12 protein-coding genes are annotated in these 17,327 nt (G+C 72.3%); 9 read left to right on the plus strand and 3 right to left on the minus strand.

The features are described from left to right. Positions 1–653 precede the first annotated feature (653 nt). Positions 654–1,889 carry a PucR family transcriptional regulator gene (locus OEIGOIKO_RS40170; RefSeq protein ID WP_125058197.1) on the plus strand — a complete coding sequence of 412 codons (1,236 nt, stop codon included), beginning with the start codon at positions 654–656 and terminating at the stop codon, positions 1,887–1,889. Positions 1,890–3,158: 1,269 nt separating this feature from the next. Here OEIGOIKO_RS40170 and OEIGOIKO_RS40175 read toward each other — a convergent pair. Then, on the minus strand, positions 3,159–4,430 hold the full coding sequence (locus tag OEIGOIKO_RS40175) for a glycoside hydrolase family 18 protein (RefSeq protein WP_125058198.1): 1,272 nt from the start codon (positions 4,428–4,430) through the stop codon (positions 3,159–3,161). A gap of 526 nt (positions 4,431–4,956) precedes the next feature. On the opposite strand from OEIGOIKO_RS40175, the gene OEIGOIKO_RS40180 reads away from it, so the two are divergent. Next, the gene (locus OEIGOIKO_RS40180) at positions 4,957–6,129 is read left to right on the plus strand and encodes an acyl-CoA dehydrogenase family protein (RefSeq protein WP_125058199.1); all 1,173 of its coding nucleotides are present in this window, start codon (positions 4,957–4,959) and stop codon (positions 6,127–6,129) included. A 171-nt stretch (positions 6,130–6,300) separates the two neighbouring features. Here OEIGOIKO_RS40180 and OEIGOIKO_RS40185 read toward each other — a convergent pair whose 3' ends face one another. Further along, positions 6,301–7,500, minus strand: coding sequence for a threonine synthase (locus tag OEIGOIKO_RS40185; protein WP_125058200.1), 1,200 nt, complete (start codon positions 7,498–7,500; stop codon positions 6,301–6,303). Positions 7,501–7,833: 333 nt separating this feature from the next. On the opposite strand from OEIGOIKO_RS40185, the gene OEIGOIKO_RS40190 reads away from it, so the two are divergent. Together OEIGOIKO_RS40190 and OEIGOIKO_RS40195 are read left to right on the plus strand one after the other, a co-directional pair. Further along, entirely contained in the window at positions 7,834–8,994 is a 1,161-nt protein-coding gene (locus OEIGOIKO_RS40190) for a hypothetical protein (protein ID WP_125058201.1), read from the plus strand. Next, positions 8,991–10,097 (plus strand): phosphotransferase family protein, encoded by a 1,107-nt coding sequence (locus OEIGOIKO_RS40195; RefSeq protein WP_125058202.1) that lies wholly within the window; start codon positions 8,991–8,993, stop codon positions 10,095–10,097. The genes OEIGOIKO_RS40190 and OEIGOIKO_RS40195 overlap by 4 nt, the downstream gene beginning before the upstream one ends. 116 nt (positions 10,098–10,213) lie before the next feature. Here the strand turns inward: OEIGOIKO_RS40195 and OEIGOIKO_RS40200 are convergent, their stop codons facing one another. Continuing rightward, positions 10,214–10,636 (minus strand): hypothetical protein, encoded by a 423-nt coding sequence (locus OEIGOIKO_RS40200; protein ID WP_125058203.1) that lies wholly within the window; start codon positions 10,634–10,636, stop codon positions 10,214–10,216. Between the two features lie 208 nt (positions 10,637–10,844). Here OEIGOIKO_RS40200 and OEIGOIKO_RS40205 point away from each other — a divergent pair, with 208 nt between their 5' ends. The 5 genes from OEIGOIKO_RS40205 to OEIGOIKO_RS40225 all read left to right on the plus strand — a co-directional run bounded on the left by OEIGOIKO_RS40205 (position 10,845) and on the right by OEIGOIKO_RS40225 (position 17,257). Next, a complete protein-coding gene (locus tag OEIGOIKO_RS40205) occupies positions 10,845–11,285 on the plus strand; it encodes an Lrp/AsnC family transcriptional regulator (protein ID WP_003984197.1) in 441 nt (146 codons plus the stop codon). Between the two features lie 184 nt (positions 11,286–11,469). Further along, positions 11,470–13,110 (plus strand): amidohydrolase, encoded by a 1,641-nt coding sequence (locus tag OEIGOIKO_RS40210; RefSeq protein ID WP_125058204.1) that lies wholly within the window; start codon positions 11,470–11,472, stop codon positions 13,108–13,110. Positions 13,111–13,729: 619 nt separating this feature from the next. Continuing rightward, positions 13,730–15,343, plus strand: coding sequence for an apolipoprotein N-acyltransferase (lnt, locus tag OEIGOIKO_RS40215; RefSeq protein ID WP_125058205.1), 1,614 nt, complete (start codon positions 13,730–13,732; stop codon positions 15,341–15,343). Then, positions 15,340–16,098: a polyprenol monophosphomannose synthase gene (locus OEIGOIKO_RS40220; protein WP_125058206.1), complete on the plus strand. Its 759-nt coding sequence runs from the start codon at positions 15,340–15,342 to the stop codon at positions 16,096–16,098. Before lnt ends, OEIGOIKO_RS40220 begins: the two co-directional genes overlap by 4 nt. 193 nt (positions 16,099–16,291) lie before the next feature. After that, complete coding sequence (locus tag OEIGOIKO_RS40225) at positions 16,292–17,257, plus strand: LLM class F420-dependent oxidoreductase (RefSeq protein ID WP_125058207.1); 966 nt, start codon at positions 16,292–16,294, stop codon at positions 17,255–17,257. Positions 17,258–17,327 lie beyond the last annotated feature (70 nt).

Consider the following 17,327-nt stretch of genomic DNA (forward strand, 5'->3'; position numbering starts at 1 on the left):
GGACTGAACACCTCGTCGCGGTCGCGTCCGTTCAGGCGCTCAGGGGAGTAACGTCGAGTGTTCGGGGTGTCGTTGTGGGTCTCGGTGCCACTGGCCGGGCCGTCGCTTCCGCCTTGCCGTGGCGCGCGGACGTCGAGTCCGTCGGAGCGGCGGGCCAGGGAAGGCCCGGATGGCCGGTGAGGACACGATCTCGCGGCACGTCAGGACACAGGCGTACCGGGCGGGGACAGACCCCGGCTGTCATTCATGCCGTCCGCGGAGTGCTCAAGGGCAGGCGGTGATCGTCCTGGAGATCACGTTCGGGTTCTCAGAGCCGATCGATGAAGTGGCCGCGGTCGGCGACTGCCGGGTCGTCGCCGAGGAACAGGTCGTGGACCTACTTCCTCCGTAGGCTCCGATGCCTTCCTCTCGAAGAGGCCGCACAAGCGCTGGAGCACCTCGCCACCGGACGGCAGATGCGTCACCTGCTGCCGCCCTGAGCGCGCAACACCCCGCCCATCTCTGGCACCTCTCACGCACGAAGAAGGAACCGCCGTCGGCGGGCCGACGGCCCTCGCCTTCGCCATCGGCCATGCCGCCGACTTCCTTTCATCTGTCTGTGACACGGCATGTCGGGAGCGTCGGCTCCTCGCGATCAGGAGGACACTGTAGGAATGGATGAGCTGTGGCCCAGGCCCTCCCGCGAGGTTGCTGATGCGATCAGGTCACTGTGCCGGCGCCAACTGACGGAAACGGACGCTCTGGTCGACGCCTTCGTAAGGCCCTCTCTCGTCGCCCAGAACGATCCTGCCCTCCTCGCGGACGCATCGCTGGTCGAAGAGGACCGTGAGCTCAACCGCTCCGACCTCGTCCAGTGGCTGACCGCGAACATCCAGCAACCGGGGCGGCGGGTGGAGCCCTACGTCGGCCCGAGAACCACGGCATACATCAACGATCTCGTCTCCCGAGGCATCGCGCCCGACTTCGCCGTTGCCTGGCGCGTGGCACTGGGTATCAGCTGGCGGCGATGGCTGCAGGCATGCGTAGCAGACTGCGCCGACCCCGACCTTCTCGTGGAGGTCCTGGACGTGACGGCGAAGTCGCTGGTGCAGTACGCCCTCGACTCGGTCGCGGCCCTGCGCCAAGCCGGCTTGGCCGCGGCGATGGGCAATACGGATGCCGAGGGGATCGCCCTGATCCAGCTGATTGCCAGCGGGGCACCGATGGCGGAGGACCTCGCCGAAGAACGCCTGCGCTATCGGATGGCGTGGTGGCACGTGGGCCTCGTGTTGTGGATCGACGGTCCCCAGCAGTCCGATGCCCTGGACGAGGCCATTTCCGCCGTGCGCTCCGCCGCCGGCGGCCGGAGCGCTCTGGTGGCGCGTGCCAGCGCCACGTCGCGGTGGATCTGGCTCTCGGGGGAGTCCGTCTCGGACCTTCACCATGTGGAGAAGGCCCTCGCGGCGACCGACGAGATCCGCGCGGCGGTGGGAAGGCCGGGACGCGGACTCGAAGGGTTCCGGTCCAGCCACCAGGACGCCCTCGCGGCGCAGGCGCTGGTCATCCGGCTCGGGTCCGACCGGCGATACACCGCCTACGCCGACGTCGAGCTGATCGACGCGCTAACGAAGGACCGTGCCGGCGCACGTCGGTTCGTCATCAACACCCTGGGGCCGTTGGCCGAAGCCGACACAGCATTACGGCAGGCACTCCTCACCTACGTGCAGTGCGGCTTCAACACCACCCGTGCGGCTGCCAACCTCTACGCGCACCGCAACACCGTCGAACGGCGGGTCTCGCGGGCCAACGGACTCTCGGCCGTCAAGGTGGAGGACAACCCGGCCCATATGGCGGCGGCACTCCTGGTGCTGGACATCGCGCCTGACATCGTGACGACCGATACGAGCTGAGCTCGGGACCGCAAAGAGGTGGTGGCGCCAACGAGGGGCATTCGCGGACGCGGCACCCGCCAAGACGAGTCATGCCCGCATGAGATCAGCCTGCACAGACAGTGCCTTCCCGCCGTCTTGCCCGAAACGGCTAAGTGCTCGGAAGGCACTCGATCCATCATCTGTGCATGGAGTTTGACCTGGGCAAATGTGCTCCTGCCGAGCTGTCCTTCGGGGCGCGGGGGACGTACGGGGGAACGGCAATCTCTCGATGTCTGGGGGCACGAGGGTGCTGCCCAGTAGCTACGGTCAGACTCTCGCGTCATCTTCACCGATTCGCGGTCCTCTGCGGAAACAATCTTGGTCCTCGCAGGCGTCGCAGTCCCGGAGTCGAGGGAGGGAAGCTGTTCCACACGATGAACGGCGGCGTGATCGAGGTCGTGCCGCCGCCGGCCCGCGGCCGAGACGACGCGCGGGCACGGCTGGGGAGCGGGAGGGCGTGGCGGGGTGTGGGTGGCGCGCTGCCTGCGGGTGAGGCTGTGCGGTCAGGCACGGGAAGAGCTGTCCGTGTCGGGGCAAGGCGAAGTCGTCGGGCTGCCGCCCGAGTGAGCGCGTCGGCCGGAGCCCACAGGGTCGCGCGGGCGCACGCCAGGGCAGGGCGCGGTGCACTGGCCGTGGGCAGGTGGTGGTCCGGGCCCCTCGGCGCGGTGGCGATGCCGACGGGCGGGGGTTAGGAGCGACGCGTGTAGGGGAGTGGCGAATCCAGTCGCCTTGCACCCTTACAAGGGCAGGAGCAAACGGGCAGGCTTGCTGAGAAAGCTGGGTGTTGTCGTGCTCGGTGTGCTTCTGGTGGCCGGGTGCCGGTGGGGCGGTCTGTCTGGCTCATCGGCGCCTGGTGAGGGGCCGTTGCGGCGGTGTCGTGCCGCGCGTCCCGGGTGGGGGAGGAGCCGGTCCGGGCCGGGGCTCCGGTGGACGGTCCGAGCCCCCGTGAGCATGATCAACTGGGAGACGCGTGGGAAATCCGGGCGGCGCGCCTCTGTGGGCTTCTGCCGGAAGGTGCCTGTGACTGCGAGAAAGTGCCCTGCGGGTACGGGTACGTGCGGACGCCGCCGCAGCCCGGCCCGCGAGACACGGGACGGGCTGCGGCGGTGAGCGGGTGTGTGCTGTCGCCGCACCGCTGTGACCTGGCGACGTGTGGCGTGGGGCGCCCGGTGCGGCGCCAGGCACGGGAGTCGGGACGCCCGCGCGGGCCGCGCCGGGGCCGGTCGCGTCGTGGCGTGCTCGGAGTCGCTACTTGATGGCCTTGATCAGCTCACCGTTCGCCGTGTCGCCGCTCAGTTCCCAGAAGAACGTGCCGCCCAGGCCCTGCTGATTCTTGTACGCCATCTTGGTGCCGATGGTCTCCGGGGTGTCGTAGCTCCACCACTGGCTGCCGCACTTGGCGTACGCCGTGCCGCCGACCTTGCCGGTTGCGGGGCAGCGGGTCTTGAGGAGTTTGTAGTCCTCGATGCCGGCCTCGTACTTGCCCGGTGCCGCGCCGGTCGCCGTGCCGCCCGGTGCGTCCTGCGTCACGCCCTGCCAGCCGCGTCCGTAGAAGCCGAGGCCGAGCAGGAGCTTGTTGGCGGGGACGCCCATGCCCTTGAGCTTCTTGATGGTGTCGGTGGTGTTGTAGCCGGCTTTCGGGATGCCGTTGTACGAGGTCAGCGGCGAGTGCGGGGCCGTCGGGCCCTTGGCGTCCCAGGCGCCGAAGTAGTCGTACGTCATCGGGTTGTACCAGTCGAGGTACTGCGCGGCGCCCTTGTAGTCGGCGGCGTCCAGCTTGCCGCCGGCCGAGGCGTCGGCCGCGATCGCCGCGGTCACCAGCTTGCCGCCGAACTTCGAGCGCAGCGCCTTGACGAGGTTGGTGAGCGCTTCGCGGCCGCTGGTGTCGCAGGTCAGGCCGCAGGCGTTCGGGTACTCCCAGTCGATGTCGATGCCGTCAAAGACGTCGGCCCAGCGCTTGTCCTGGACGAGGTCCAGGCAGGACTGCGCGAAGCCGTTCGGGTTCTTGGCGGCCTCGGCGAAGCCGCCGGACCAGGTCCAGCCGCCGAAGGACCAGATCACCTTGAGGTTCGGGTGCAGCTTCTTGAGCTTGCGCAGCTGGTTGAAGTTGCCGCGCAGCGCGCCCGCGTCCCAGGTGTCGGCCTTGCCGTCGACGCTCTGGTCCGCGGTGTAGGCCTTGTCGTAGTCGGCGTACGCGTCGCCGATGGTGCACTTGCCGCCCTGGACGTTGCCGAAGGCGTAGTTGATGTGGGTCAGCTTGTCGGCGGACCCGGACGTCTGGATGTTCTTGACGTGGTAATTGCGGTCGTAGACGCCCCAGTTGGTGAAGTAGCCGACCACCTTGCCGCCGGCGGCCTGAGCGCCGGCCGGCTGGGTGGCCGCGGGGGCGGTGGAGGTGCTTCCGGTGGGGTCGGCGGCGGCCGTGCCCGCGAACAGGGTGCCGGCCAGGGCGGCCGTACACAGGGCGGTGGTGACGGCGATCAGCCGGCGCGGCGATCGCGTACGGATGGATCTGGGCATGTCGTCTCCTCGGAGGGGGGGCGAGGGCGGTGCGGGACGGACACGCGTTGCGAATTGGCATGAACGCGTTGAGTGTTGCGGAGGAGAACGTAGAAGGACTAGACCAGTGCGGTCAATGGTTTGGACCAATTTCATGGTGCGTACAGCTCCCGGCGGCCGGAAGGTTCGAGGGAGGAGTAAAGGGGCGTACGGGGATGTACGGGGGATGCGGGGAGAGGTGTGGGAGGAGGTGCGAGGGGAGGTGCGGGTGATGGGGGAGGGGGTGGGCGGGGTCTCGGGCCGGCCTGACGGCGGTGCGGGTCCGCCGGTTCCGGTGCTGACGAAGTTCCGGCCGGCCGGAACAAGATCTCGATCAACCAGTGACGTGAAGCTGCCGATCGGGCATACTCACAGCGCCACAGCTGCAGGTCACCGCCCTCCGCGACCCGGTGGGGGATCATCTGCTGAGCACTGTGCGAACGACCGGCGGCGCCGCCTCACCCTCGCGGGCGCCGTCGCAGCGCCCGACAGGGAGGAGAGCGCCGCCATGACCGATTACGGCCCCCGGCCGGTGGACCGCAGGCTGCCCACGGAGGAGGCCCGCGATCTGCTGGCACTGGTGCGGGATCTCCTCGACCGTGAGATCAAGCCGGTCGCCGCCGAGCAGGAAGAAGCGGGACGGTTCCCCCGGGAGACCTTCGCCCTGCTCTCCGAGTCCGGTCTGCTCTCCCTGCCGTACGCGGAGGAGTTCGGCGGCGGGGACCAGCCCTACGAGGTGTACCTCCAGGTGCTGGAAGAGCTGGCGGCCGCACGGCTGACCGTGGGCCTCGGCGTCAGCGTGCACACCCTCGCCTGCCACGCGCTCGCCGAGTTCGGCACGAAGGAACAGCGCGCCGCCCACCTGCCCGCCATGCTCGGCGGCGGACTGCTCGGCGCCTACTGTCTCTCCGAGCCCGCGTCCGGCTCCGACGCGGCCTCCCTGACCACCCGGGCGGTACGCGACGGGGACACCTGGACCCTGGAGGGCACCAAGGCGTGGATCACCCACGGTGGTGTCGCGGACTTCTACACCGTGCTGGCGCGCACCGGCGACAAGGGCGCCCGCGGCATCACGGCCTTCCTGGTGCCCGGCGACGCGGAAGGGCTGACCGCCGCCGCGCCCGAGCGCAAGATGGGTATGAAGGGCTCGCCCACGGCCCAGCTGCACTTCGACGGCGTACGGGTTCCCGACGCCCGCCGCATCGGGGACGAGGGGCAGGGTTTCACCATCGCCCTGTCGGCCCTGGACTCGGGCCGTCTCGGCATCGCCGCCTGCGCGATCGGCATCGCCCAGGCCGCCTTGGACGAGGCGCTGGAGTACACCGCCTCCCGGCAGCAGTTCGGCCGTCCGATCGCCGACTTCCAGGGCCTGCGCTTCATGATCGCCGACATGGCCACCCAGATCGAGGCAGGCCGCTCGCTCTACCTGGCCGCCGCCCGTCTCAAGGACGCCGGTCTGCCGTTCTCGAAGGAAGCGGCGATGGCCAAGCTGTTCTGCACGGACGCCGCGATGCGCGTCACGACGGACGCCGTCCAGCTGCTCGGCGGGTACGGCTACACGCTCGACTTCCCGGCCGAGCGCTACATGCGCGAGGCCAAGGTGCTCCAGATCGTCGAGGGCACCAACCAGATCCAGCGCATGGTCGTCGCGCGGCATCTGGCGGGGCCCGAGACCCGCTGAGGGGTGTGGGGGCCGGGTGGAGAAGGGAATGCGTACGGCGGTTCCGTAGGAGTACGGCGGTCCCGTAGGAGTACGGCGATCCCTTAGAAAAGCGGCGGTTTCTTGCGCAGGCGGTGGATGGTCGCAGAGCCGTCCGCCGCCCGGGGCGGTGAGTTCTGCGGCATGGTGCCGTCACCCGCCGGCCGCGCCCGACGCCAGTTCCTTCATGCCCGTCGCCGTGCCGATCGCCACCACCAGTTCCGGCAGTTCGCGCAGCATCCGGCGGGCGACGGAGACCGCTACGGCGGAGGACGTCTCCAGCAGCAGACCCTGCTCGGCGAGACGGCGCTGTTCCGCCACGAACTCCTTCTCGGCCACCGCGACGGCCGTACCGCCGGACCGCCACAGCGCGTCCAGCCCCTGCCAGCACGGGCGTTCCTCGCCGAGCGAGAAGGCGGCGGTGGGGTGACTCTCCACGCGCGTACGCTCCTGGGCCGCGCGGTCGGCGTGGCGCAGGGCGGCGGTGAAGGGCGCCGCTCCGGCGGGCTCGGCGGCCACCATCCGCGGCGCCGCGGACACCAGGCCGGCCGCGGACAGCTCCCGGAAGCCCCGCTCGATCCCGGACAGCAGGTCGGCCCGGCAGGTCGGTACGACCACGGCGCCGATCCGCCGGCCGGCGAAGTCGCGTGCCAGCTCGTACGCCACCGACTTGTAGCCCTCGTCGGCGTACGGATTGCCGCCGGGGGAGGGCGCGGAGAAGCTGGTGAGCGGATACCAGCCGTGCTCCTCGACGGCCCGCGCCATCGCGGCGTTGCGGGCCAGGAAGCCGCCCTCGACCTGGACCTGCTCGGCGCCCAGCAGGTCCATCTGCGCGGCCAGCGCGGGCGGCACACCCTCGTCGGTGAAGACCACGCACCGCAGCCTGGCCCGGCCCGCGTAGGCGGCCGCCGCCGCGCCCGCGTTGCCGGACGACGCGGCGACGACCGTGTCGGCGCCGGTCTCCAGCGCGGCGGCCACGCCCACCGCCATCGCCCGGTCCTTGTGCGAGCCGGTCGGGTTGCCGCCCTCGTACTTGACCCACAACTCGCTGCCGCACTCCGGCGCGAGCCCGTCGCCGAGCGCGGCCGGGTCGGTACGCAGCCGTACGGTGGGGGTGTCGCCCTCGCCGAGCGTCATCGGGGGGCCGCTGACCGGCAGGGTTTCCGGCCAGCCCCACGGGCCGCCCGGGTAGGAGGACAGCTCCAGGCCCGCCAGATCGGCCAGCGGCGGCATCGCGTTGGCCCCGATGCCCTCCGCCGCGCACCGGGGGCAGCCGGTGAAACCCCTCACCTCCTGGCCGCAGCGCAGGCAGTGCAGGCTGCTCGGGCCCTGGGCGGAGCCGGCCGTCGTCATGGTGCCCCCTCGTTCCGTCGCCGTTTCGTCGCCGGTGTCCGCGATGGCTTACGCCCCCACTGTACGGCGGTGCGTCCGTCGTACAGGGGAGCGGACGGCCCCGTGTTCGTGTCCGTGGGAGGACGGGGCAGCCGGGGCGGACGCGGCGGGTGAGGCCGTGGTGCGGTGCCGCGCAGACCCGGGGTAACCTGCCCCGGCGCGGGTACGGCTATGGTTCCGCGCGTACTCCTGACGTACCGTCAAATCCCCGCGCGGAAACGGTCGCCGCCGAGGCAGCACCGCGCGCCCCGTGGCCACCTGACCGCGCCCGCCCGCGCGTCCAGGAGGTGTCCCGTGACCGACCGGCCGATCGCGCTCGACGAATACCCGGTCCACCAAGTGCCGCTGTCCATGCGGTATGTCGCCACCGGCGACCGCAACGCCTACGACCGCTGCATCTTCCACGTCCTGGACCACTCCGGCCGCGCGCTGCTCGTCGCCGGCCTCGGGGTCTACCCCAACACCGGTGTCATCGACGCCTACGCCACCTTGCGGCTCGGCGACCGCCTGCACGCCGTACGGGCCTCCGACGCGCTCACCGACGACCGCCTGGCCCTCACGGTCGGGCCGCTGACGATCACCGTCGACCGGCCCCTCGAACGGCTGCGGCTGCACTGCGCGGCCGACCCGGCCGACCCCGGCGGCCTCTCCTGCGACCTCGTGTGGCACGCCGCCTTCCCCGCCGTCTGGGAACCGCACCACACCCAGTACCGCGGCGGACGACTCGTCCTCGAAGGCCGCCGGTTCGTCCAGGCGGGCACCTGCACCGGCATCATCCACGCAGGCGGCGAGCGGCTGACCGTGACGGCGGGGGAGTGGACCGGCACCCGGGACCGCAGCTGGGGCGTGCGGCCGATGCCCGGTGAGGACGGCGGGCGGGCCGCCGAGGAAGCGCGGCCGGAGGGCTTCCACTGGATCTGGTGCCCGGTCCGCTTCGACGACCGGTTCGTGATGGTCGTCGTCCAGGAGGACGCCGACGGGCACCGTACGCTCAACGAGGCCCTGCTCGTCCGCAACGGCACCCACGACGTCCAACTCGGCTGGCCGCACGCCGACATCACCTACCGGCCGGGCACCCGCCACCCCGAGCGCGCCGTACTGCACCTCACCGACCCGTCCCGCAAGCCGCTCGAACTCGCCGCCGAGATCCTCACCTCCTCGCCCCTGGCCGTCGGCGCGGGCTATCCGCCCGCCGACGACTGGCAGCACGGCACCTGGCGCGGACGCGGCTGGACCGACCGCCGCACCTACGACCTCGCCGACCCCGCCGCCCGTCCGCGGGCGGCCTACGGGGTCACCGACCATGCCGCCCGCTTCACCCTCGACGGCCGTACCGGATACGGGATCTTCGAGCACGGCAGTTCCGGCCGCCACGATCCCAGCGGGTTCACGGGGTATGCGGACGTGGCACCGGCCCGTTCGGAGACGCCGGTCTCCCCGGAGGGCCGGTCATGAGCGGCACGCCCCGGCCCCGCACCTCCACCCGCGACCCGGGCGAGCTGACCCGGCGGCTGTCGGCGTGGCTGGCCACCCGCCTGCCCGGTGCCCGCGCGGTCTCCGCGACCGTGCCCGCCTCCAACGGCATGTCCAGCGAAACCCTGCTCTTCGCCATCGACCACCCCCGTCCGCCCGCCCGTTCCTGCGCCCTGCGGCTGGCTGCCGACCCCGCCGCTTACACGGTATTCCCCACCTATGACATGGCCCGCCAGTACCGCACGCTGCGCCTGGTGGCCGAGCACACCGACGTGCCCGTGCCGCGCACACTGTGGCTGGAGGAAAACCCGGAGCCGCTCGGCGCGCCGTTCTTCGTGATGGAGCGTGCCGAGGGCCGCGTGCCGCCGGACGTCATGCCGTACACGTACGAGGGGAGTTGGCTGTACGCCGCCACCGAAGCGGAACGCGCGGAGCTGGAGGCGGGTACGGTCTCCGTCCTCGCCCGGATCCATGATCAGGTGCCCGTCGGAGAGGCTGCGTTCCTCGCCCTGCCGGGCAGCGGGAGTGCGCTGCGGCGGCATGTGGCGGCCCAACGGGCTTACTACGCCTGGGTCGTCGCCGGACGGGAGCCGTCCCCGCTGATCGAGCGCGGCTTCGCCTGGCTCGCCGACCACTGGCCGGCGGAGACCGGGGAGACCGGGGAGACCGTACTGACCTGGGGCGACGCGCGGATCGGCAACATCGTCTACGACGGTTTCACGCCCGCCGCGGTGCTGGACTGGGAGATGGCCGTGCCCGGCCCGCGCGAACTCGACCTCGGCTGGCTGGTCTATCTGCACCGGTTCTTCCAGGACCTGGCGGAGAGCGGCGGCCGGCGGGGCCTGCCCGGTCTGCTGCGCCGCGACCGCGTGGAGGAACGGTACGCCCGGCTCACCGGTCACACACCGCGCGCCATGGACTTCCACACCCTCTACGCGGCCCTGCGGCACGCCGTCGTCATGCTGCGCGTGGCGTACCGCCAGGTCCATTTCGGGGAGCTGCCCGTACCCGCCGACCCGGACGCGCTGATCATGCACCGGGGCGCGCTGGAGGCGATGATCGAGGGCCGTTACCGGCGCTGGTGAGGGCCGTCACGCGGGAGGGCCGGGAGCGGTCCGGCGGTGCTCCGGGAGCGGGAGGTGCCGGGGCGGTGCGGGAGCGGCCCCGCCGGCCGACCGCTCGTGCCGGCCGGACGCGGCCCTCAGGGCCGGCGCATCCGCGGCACGCGCGTCGGCCGCGTACCCGGCCCGCCCACGTGCGAGAACGGCTGCCGGCGCCAGTCCAGACCCTCCGGCAGGGTCAGCAGCACGCCGGCGTCCTGCTCCTGGGCCTCCAGCGAGTCGTCCGCCGAGGGGGCGTCGGCCACCGGCCGTCCCGAGCCCTCGCACACCGACAGGCAGAAGGGGTTCCAGGGCGTCGGGCACAGCGCGTGCTCGGGCAGGGTGTCCTCGTCGGCCAGCATCGCGATCGGCTGGGCGCAGTCCGGGCAGGTCACCCGGAAGATCTCCAAGGTCTCGAAGGAGTCGTACGGATCGTCCTCGCCGACGAAGCCGGGACCGTCGCCCTCCTCGGCGTCGAGGCCGAGCGGCACGGTCGTGGTCTTCAGACGTCGCATGATGGTCATCCCCCTCGGGTGGGCCGCACGGGCCGCCGGCTTCCTGTGACGGGCGGCTCCGGCCAACAGCAGCAATTCCCCTCATGCCCCGCGCATAATCGCCGAGCCCCGCGGGATACGGGGGCACGCCTGTGGCGTTGGTCACACGAGCCGCGCGGGCGCGGCCACGAACCGGCGTACGGTGCGCACACGCGCCCGAGCACAGTAGGTTGATCGGGTGGAGGAGTTGGACCGACAAATCGTGGAGCTGCTCGTCAAGGACGGGCGGATGAGCTACACCGACCTGGGCAAGGCCACCGGCCTGTCCACTTCGGCGGTGCACCAGCGGGTGCGCCGTCTGGAGCAGCGCGGTGTCATTCGCGGCTATGCCGCCATCGTGGACCCGGAGGCGGTGGGGCTGCCGTTGACCGCGTTCATCTCGGTCAAACCCTTCGACCCCAGTGCCCCGGACGACATCGCCGACCGGCTGGCCGAGGTGCCCGAGCTGGAGGCGTGTCACAGCGTCGCGGGTGACGAGAACTACATCCTGAAGGTGCGGGTGGCAACGCCCCTGGAGCTGGAACACCTGCTGACCCGTATCCGCACGCTGGCCGGGGTCTCCACCAGGACCACGGTCGTGCTCTCCACGCCGTACGAGGCCCGGCCGCCGCGCATCTGACGTCCGGCCGGCACACGGGCAGCCGTCGGACGCGTACGGGCACCCGTCCGGCGCACGCCCGGGGCGCTCGGAGGGTGTGCCCCGGGCGTGCGCCGGGCCCGGTCGCTCCGGCGCGCGGGCGCCGCGCGGCAAGATCCCGACCCCGCGCGCGGGCCCGCCGCCCGCAGGGGCCAAACTGTCCGCTATGAGTGAGCGCACCCCCGACCCGGCCCGGCCCCGTACCGTCCTGCTGCGCGGCGGAGAGGTCCACAGTCCCGCCGACCCCTTCGCCACCGCCATGGTGGTCGAGGGCGGCAGCATTGCCTGGGTCGGCGAGGAGGGCGCCGCCGACTCCTTCGCCGACGGCGTGGACGAGGTCGTCCACCTCGACGGCGCGCTCGTCACCCCGGCGTTCACGGACGCACATGTGCACACGACGGCCACCGGCCTCGCGCTCACCGGCCTGGACCTGTCCGGAGCCCGCACGCTCCCGGACGCGCTGGCCCGGGTACGGGAGTACGCGGCGGCCCGCCCGGCCGACCGGATCCTCCTGGGGCACGGCTGGGACGCCACCGCCTGGCCCGAGGGCCGGCCGCCGTCCCGCGCCGAACTGGACGCGGCCACCGGCGGCCGCCCGCTCTACCTGACCCGGGTCGACGTGCATTCCGCGGTCGTCACCACGGCCCTCCTCGACCTCGTCCCCGGCATTCGTGACCTGCCCGGATTCCATGCCGAGCAGCCGCTGACCGGCGACGCGCACCACGCCGTGCGGGCCGCCGCGTACGCCACCGTCACCCCCGCCCAGCGCGACGCCGCCCAGGCCGCGGCGCTCGCGCACGCGGCCTCCCGGGGCATCGGCACGCTCCACGAGTGCGCGGGACCGGAGATCTCCAGCGAGGACGACCTCACCGCCCTGCTGGCCCGCGCCGCCCGTGAGGCAGGACCGCGCGTCGTCGGCTACTGGGCCGAGACCGTCACGAGCGCAAAGGACGCCGATCGCGTCCGCGCCCTCGGCGCGATCGGCGCCGCCGGTGACCTCTTCGCCGACGGCTCCCTCGGCTCGCACACCGCCCACCTGCACGCCCCGTACGCCGACGCCGGTCACACCGGCACCGCCCACCTGGACGCCGACGCCGTGGCCGCCCACGTCGCGGCCTGCACCGAGGCCGGTCTGCAGGCCGGGTTCCACGCCATCGGCGACGCCGCGCTGACCGCCGTCACCGACGGTGTGCGGGCCGCCGCCGACCGCGTCGGTCTGGGCCGGATCCGTGCCGCCCGGCACCGCGTCGAGCACGCCGAGATGCTCACCGGGGCCACCGTCGCGGCCTTCGCCGAGTTCGCCCTCACCGCTTCCGTGCAGCCCGCCTTCGACGCGGCCTGGGGCGGCGAGGACGGCATGTACGCCACCCGGCTCGGCGCCGAGCGCGCCCGTACCCTCAACCCGTACGCCGCGCTGCTGCGGGCCGGCGTCCCGCTCGCCCTCGGCTCCGACAGCCCCGTCACCCCGCTGGACCCGTGGGGCACGGTGCGGGCCGCAGTCTTCCACCGCACCCGCGAGCACGGCATCTCCGCCCGCGCCGCCTTCACCGCCCACACCCGCGGCGGCTGGCGTGCGATCGGCCGCGACGACGCGGGCGTCCTGGTGCCCGGCGCGCCCGCCGACTACGCGGTCTGGCGCACCGGCGACCTCGTCGTCCAGGCTCCCGACGAGCGGGTCGAGCGCTGGTCCACCGACCCCCGCTCCGGTACCCCGGGCCTGCCCGACCTGACCCCCGGCCGGGACCTGCCCGGCTGCCTGTGGACGGTGGTCGGCGGTCGCACGGTGTACGGACGGCCGAACGAGTGACTTCACGCGGGCGCGTGCCGCCTCGGGACGCGCCCAGGGGCGCCTGCCCCACCTGGGAGAGCGGGCGCCGGCCTGGGGCGACGCGAAAACCACGCGGTCCGGGCAACTGTTGACAGCAGACGGTCGGCGGCCGGTAGGTTCGGCCGAGTCCACCACAGGACGTCAGACCGGAAGACCTCCGCGCAGTCGTCGAACGCAGCTGGGCCATGGGACGGGGTGCCGCACCGGCACTCCGTCACTGGGAGCCAGGTCCAGCACCCGCGGAACGGGGACGACGGAAAGGTTTCGTCCGGATGGGGGTCCCTCCCTGCTCGTCAAGGGCCAGGGGGAAGGTGCGACCCGGGTGGGGCCCGGTTGCTCAGTAGACAACGGCTCTCGGTCGACCCGCAGCCAGCGGGCCCCAGGTCGGCCCGAAGGGCGCCGGGCCCCGATCCGCACCGCAGGCCGGTGCCCCCTCTCTTCCCCTGCCGCGCGATGGCGGCGCAGCTCATACCCGTCGCCACCCCCGGTCCGCAATCGCGCTACCCCGTTGTACGGTCTGCACACCACCGCATGACCTGCAAGGAAGGCCGCGACCGTGCCCGAGACCACCGCACGACCTGCAAGGGAGGCCGGGACCGTGCCATCGGGCTCCGACACCGCCGCACCAGCCGTGCCAGGGCGCGGCCGCCGGTTCGCGGCGCTGGCCCGCCGCGAGGCACCGCGTACGGTGCTCGCCGTGCTGAGCGGCCTCGCCCTGGCGCTGGCCTTCCCGCCGTACGACCTGTGGCCGCTGTCCCTCGTCGGCGTCGCGGCCCTCGGCCTGCTCACCCGTGGCAGGACGGCCCGTCAGGGTGCCTGGACCGGCCTCGCGTTCGGCCTGCCGTTCTTCTTCATGCTGCTGAAGTGGCTGCACGTCGTCGGCTGGGACGCGGTGTTCGGGCTGGCCCTCGTACAGGCCCTGTACACGGTCCTGCTCGGTGCGGGCCTCGCCGTGACCTCCCGTCTGAAGTACGCGCCCGTGTGGGCCGCCTGTCTGTGGGTCACCGAGGAGTGGGTACGCGACCGGGTGCCCTTCGGCGGCTTCCCGTGGGGACGGCTCGCCTTCGCCAACACCGGCTCGCCCTTCACCCCGCTCGCGGCACTGGGCGGCGCTCCGCTGGTGACCTTCGCCGTCGCCCTGAGCGGCGCTCTGCTGGCCGCGGCGGCCGCCGTACTGTGGCGGCCGCGCCGTGGGTCCGGCAGGTCCGTGCGGGCGGCTCTGCCCGCCGTGGAGGCCGTCGGCCTGGCCGCCGCGGTCACCGTGTCGGGGCTCCTGGTCCCGGTGCACACCGACGCGGACGACCGGGTGGACATCGCCGTCGTCCAGGGCAACGTGCAGCGGCCCGGCATGGACTTCCTCGGCCGCCCGATGCAGATCCTGGACAACCACGCCACCGCCACGGAGCAGCTGGCCGCCGACGTGAAGGCGGGCAAGGCCAAGAAGCCGGACCTGGTGATCTGGCCCGAGAACGCCTCGGACCTGGACCCGTTCCGCTACCCGCAGGCGTACGACCGGATCGACGAGGCGGTCAAGGCGATCGGTGTGCCCGTCCTCGTCGGCGCCCTGGTCGACCACCCGGACAAGCCGGGCTATGTCTTCAACCAGGGCATCGTCTGGGACCCGAAGAAGGGCCCCGGCGCCTCGTACACCAAACAGCACCCGGTGCCGTTCGGCGAGTACGTGCCGTTCCGGGAGCAGCTCAGCAAGATCATCACGCGGTTCCAGCGGGTGCCGCGCGACTTCTACCCCGGTGACCACACCGGCGTCCTCGATGTCGGGCCGGCCCGGCTCGGCGACGTCATCTGCTTCGAGGTCGCCTACGACGAGATCGTCCACGACACCGTGAACGCGGGCGCCCGCGCCCTCGTCGTCCAGACCAACAACGCCACCTACGGCCGCACCGGACAGCCCGAGCAGCAGCTCGCCATGTCCAAGCTGCGCGCCGTGGAACACGGCCGTGCCGTCGTCACGGCGGCCACCAGCGGGATCAGCGCGGTGGTGGCCCCGGACGGTACGGTCACCCACAAGATCCCGGAGTTCACCCGAGGGGTGCTGCGGGCGAGCCTGCCGCTGCGTGACGAAAAGACCGTGGCCGACCGCGTCGGTGCCCTTCCCGAGTGGGCGCTCGCTATCGTGGGACTTCTGTCCTGCGTCGCCGCGACAGTCATCGGCCGGCGCGGGCGTACGAAGGACGAGAAGGGGCAGCAGTGACAGACGGCGGTCAGCGGAAGTACGGTCCGCTCGGGACCACCTTGGTGATCATTCCGACCTACAACGAGGCGGAGAACATCAAACCGATCGTCTCGCGGGTACGGACCTCCGTGCCCGAGGCGCACGTCCTCGTCGCGGACGACAACAGCCCGGACGGTACGGGCAAGGTCGCCGACGAGCTGGCAGCGGCGGACGACCACGTCCAGGTGCTGCACCGCAAGGGCAAGGAAGGGCTCGGCGCCGCCTACCTGGCGGGCTTCCGCTGGGGCATCGAGCACGGCTTCGGCGTCCTGGTGGAGATGGACGCGGACGGCTCCCACCGCCCCGAGGAGCTGCCGCGGCTGCTCACCGCCCTCAAGGGCGCCGACCTCGTGCTCGGCTCCCGCTGGGTGCCCGGCGGCCGGGTGGTCAACTGGCCCAAGCACCGCGAGTACCTCTCCCGCGGCGGCAGCACGTACTGCCGGGCCATGCTGGACGTACCGCTGCGCGACGTCACCGGCGGCTACCGGGCCTTCCGCAAGGAGACCCTGGAAGGGCTCGGGCTGGACGAGGTGACCTCGCAGGGCTACTGCTTCCAGGTCGACCTGGCGCGCCGTGCCGTCGAGAGCGGCTTCCACGTCGTCGAGGTCCCCATCACCTTCGTCGAACGCGAGCGCGGCGACAGCAAGATGAGCAAGGACATCGTCGTGGAGGCCCTGTGGCGGGTCACCGGCTGGGGTGTCGGCTCGCGGGTCAACAAGCTCCGCGGGCGCTGAGGGCGGGGCGCCGGGCTCCCGGGAGGGACCCGGCCCGTGCCCGCGCCTTCCGTGGCCAGGGCGGATGACAGCGGGTGTGCCGGGCGTTCGCGAGCGCACACGCTAGGCCGGTCGGGCGGAGTCTTCCGGGCCCGGCCGGGCCTCGTCGCCGGGACCGAGTTTTGCGGTCGCATGATCGGGAAACTCGCGCCATATGGTGCAAATCGGCTACACGATGATGACTGAGCAAGCCGGCCCGCGTGATCTCGTCGACCACGTCGTCCGGGCCGAGGAGACCGGGTTCGACTTCTCGGTGACCTCCGACCACTACGCTCCCTGGCTGGAGTCCCAGGGCCACGCCCCGTACGCCTGGAGCGTGCTGGGCGCCGCGGCGCAGGCTACCTCCCGCATCCCGCTGATGACGTACGTGACCTGCCCGACGGTGCGCTACCACCCGGCGGTCGTCGCGCAGAAGGCCGCGACCATGCAGCTGCTCTCCGGCGGCCGCTTCCGCCTGGGCCTGGGCGCGGGCGAGAACCTCAACGAACACGTCGTCGGACGCGGCTGGCCGGGCAAGACCACCCGGCACGAGATGTTCACCGAGGCCCTGGAGATCATCCGGGCGCTCTTCGAGGGCGGCACCGTCAGCTACCACGGCAACCACTTCGACGTGGACTCCGCCACCCTCTGGGACCTGCCCGACCAGGCCCCGCCGATCGGGGTGGCCGTGTCGGGGGAGCGGTCCTGCGAGATCGCCGGCCGCCTCGGCGACCTGGTCATCGCCACCGAGCCGAAGGGCGAGCTGATCAGCTCCTTCGAGAAGCACGGCGGCCAGGGCAAGCCGCGGGTGGGCCAGCTGCCCATCTGCTACGACCCCGACCGGGACGCCGCCGTGAAGCGCGCCCACGACCAGTTCCGCTGGTTCGCCGGCGGCTGGAAGGTCAACTCCGAGCTGCCGGACCCGGCCGGGTTCGCCGGGGCCACCCAGTTCGTCCGGCCGGAGGACGTCGCCGAGACGATCCCGTGCGGCGACAACGTGGACGACTTCGTCGAGGCGGTGCGCCCGTACGCGGAGGCCGGATTCACGGAGATCGCCGTGGTCCAGGTCGGCGGCGACCACCAGCGTGAGTTCTTCGACTGGGCGGAGAAGAAGCTGCTGCCCGCGCTGCGGGAGCTGTGAACGCGCCGGGAGCCCCGCGGAACGGTTGACCGCGGGGCTCCCGGGCCGCCCGCCAGGGAGCGCGCCGTGC

The organism is Streptomyces paromomycinus, from assembly GCF_003865155.1.
Taxonomy (GTDB): Bacteria; Actinomycetota; Actinomycetes; order Streptomycetales; family Streptomycetaceae; genus Streptomyces; species Streptomyces chrestomyceticus.

Bases quoted from the DNA above. Each gene is read 5' to 3' on its own strand.
- OEIGOIKO_RS40170 (WP_125058197.1), top strand. From the start codon at position 654: ATGGATGAGCTGTGGCCCAGGCCCTCCCGCGAGGTTGCTGATGCGATC.
- OEIGOIKO_RS40175 (WP_125058198.1), bottom strand. From the start codon at position 4,430: ATGCCCAGATCCATCCGTACGCGATCGCCGCGCCGGCTGATCGCCGTC.
- OEIGOIKO_RS40180 (WP_125058199.1), top strand. From the start codon at position 4,957: ATGACCGATTACGGCCCCCGGCCGGTGGACCGCAGGCTGCCCACGGAG.
- OEIGOIKO_RS40185 (WP_125058200.1), bottom strand. From the start codon at position 7,500: ATGACGACGGCCGGCTCCGCCCAGGGCCCGAGCAGCCTGCACTGCCTG.
- OEIGOIKO_RS40195 (WP_125058202.1), top strand. From the start codon at position 8,991: ATGAGCGGCACGCCCCGGCCCCGCACCTCCACCCGCGACCCGGGCGAG.
- OEIGOIKO_RS40200 (WP_125058203.1), bottom strand. From the start codon at position 10,636: ATGACCATCATGCGACGTCTGAAGACCACGACCGTGCCGCTCGGCCTC.
- OEIGOIKO_RS40210 (WP_125058204.1), top strand. From the start codon at position 11,470: ATGAGTGAGCGCACCCCCGACCCGGCCCGGCCCCGTACCGTCCTGCTG.
- OEIGOIKO_RS40225 (WP_125058207.1), top strand. From the start codon at position 16,292: ATGGTGCAAATCGGCTACACGATGATGACTGAGCAAGCCGGCCCGCGT.